Source organism: Mesorhizobium sp. M7A.F.Ca.AU.002.02.1.1, assembly GCF_003998535.1.
GTDB classification, from domain to species: Bacteria; Pseudomonadota; Alphaproteobacteria; order Rhizobiales; family Rhizobiaceae; genus Mesorhizobium; species Mesorhizobium ciceri.
The window spans coordinates 1-691 of the sequence record NZ_RZPB01001391.1; the positions used below are offsets into that span (position 1 = coordinate 1).

The following is a 691-nucleotide window of genomic DNA, read 5'->3' on the forward strand; positions in this document are numbered from 1 at the left end:
CCCTTGGACCGCGCGGCCTGGATGTAAAGGTTGCCTTTCACCGACTGATATTCGGCCTTGTAGACGAGCGTGAAGGAGCTGAAATAGAAGGTCGTAAGCGTGATAATGGGCAGGATCATGTGGATGAGATGTTGCCCAGCGCCCCGTGACCACGGCGACCATCCGGTCGTCGGCAGCCAGCGTAGCTGAACCGAAAACAGGTAGATCAGCAGCAGTCCGAGAAAGAAATTCGGTACAGTGATGCCAACGATGCTTATGGCGGCGGTGAGCCGGTCCACCAGCTTTTTCATGAACGTAGCCGAATTGATTAGCGTGGCCCCCAGGAATGCGATGAGGATCGCCCAGGATGCCAGCTCGAGCGTTAGAGGAAGAGCATCCGCGATCATTTGCGCGACAGGCTGCTGGGTGGAGTAGGATCGACCCAGGTCGCCCGACAATGCCGCGCTGATCCAGTTCCAGTAACGCGACAGGATGGGCTGGTCGAAGCCCAGCTTCGCGTTGAGATCGGCAATCGATTGAGGGGACGCGTTCTCTCCCAGCATGATCGCCGCCGGTGTCCCCAGAAAGGACGTAACCGACGTGAACAGCAGAAAGGTCAGAACGATAACGTTCGGAACCATGATCGCTATGCGGGAAAGTACAAGCGCAAGCATTTCTGACCTCAGTGCATCGCGAGGGGATTGAACGAACG

Annotated in this window: 1 protein-coding gene; it reads right to left on the reverse strand. The window is 57.0% G+C overall.

Annotated features, from left to right (window positions below; all coding sequences use genetic code 11):
• Window positions 1-653 (reverse strand): ABC transporter permease (locus EN879_RS37925; protein WP_164774945.1); only part of this gene is annotated, 653 nt, incomplete at its 3' end.
• Window positions 654-691: the final 38 nt, after the last annotated feature.